The organism is Citrobacter sp. wls827 (assembly GCF_005280875.1).
Taxonomy (GTDB): domain Bacteria; phylum Pseudomonadota; class Gammaproteobacteria; order Enterobacterales; family Enterobacteriaceae; genus Citrobacter; species Citrobacter youngae.
This window is the reverse complement of sequence record NZ_SZWR01000001.1, coordinates 200,885-201,253: the sequence shown is the minus strand read 5'-3', so window position 1 is coordinate 201,253 and position 369 is coordinate 200,885. Positions and strand designations below refer to the sequence as shown.

The window sequence follows — 369 nt, the reverse complement described above, 5'->3', positions numbered from 1 at the left end:
TGCCGGTATCAAAAACCGGTGCCTTACCGCTTGGCGATACCCCAATGACCGTCGCGGTGAACCGCTATATCGAAGAAAAAATGGCTGGGGTACCTGGATTCGAACCAGGGAATGCCGGTATCAAAAACCGGTGCCTTACCGCTTGGCGATACCCCATCCGTGCAACGCTTACGGGTGAATGGTGCGGGAGGCGAGACTTGAACTCGCACACCTTGCGGCGCCAGAACCTAAATCTGGTGCGTCTACCAATTTCGCCACTCCCGCAAAAAAGATGGTGGCTACGACGGGATTCGAACCTGTGACCCCATCATTATGAGTGATGTGCTCTAACCAGCTGAGCTACGTAGCCTGATACTATCATATTCTTCG

The 369-nt window shown here is 53.4% G+C and carries 3 tRNA genes; all 3 read right to left on the bottom strand.

Going from position 1 to position 369, the window contains the following annotated elements:
* Positions 1 to 81: 81 nt before the first annotated feature.
* The 3 genes from FDX03_RS00940 to FDX03_RS00930 all read right to left on the bottom strand — a co-directional run bounded on the left by FDX03_RS00940 (position 82) and on the right by FDX03_RS00930 (position 349).
* Positions 82 to 156, bottom strand: a tRNA-Gln gene (locus tag FDX03_RS00940).
* A 23-nt stretch (positions 157 to 179) separates the two neighbouring features.
* Positions 180 to 264, bottom strand: a tRNA-Leu gene (locus FDX03_RS00935).
* A gap of 8 nt (positions 265 to 272) precedes the next feature.
* Positions 273 to 349, bottom strand: a tRNA-Met gene (locus FDX03_RS00930).
* Positions 350 to 369: the final 20 nt, after the last annotated feature.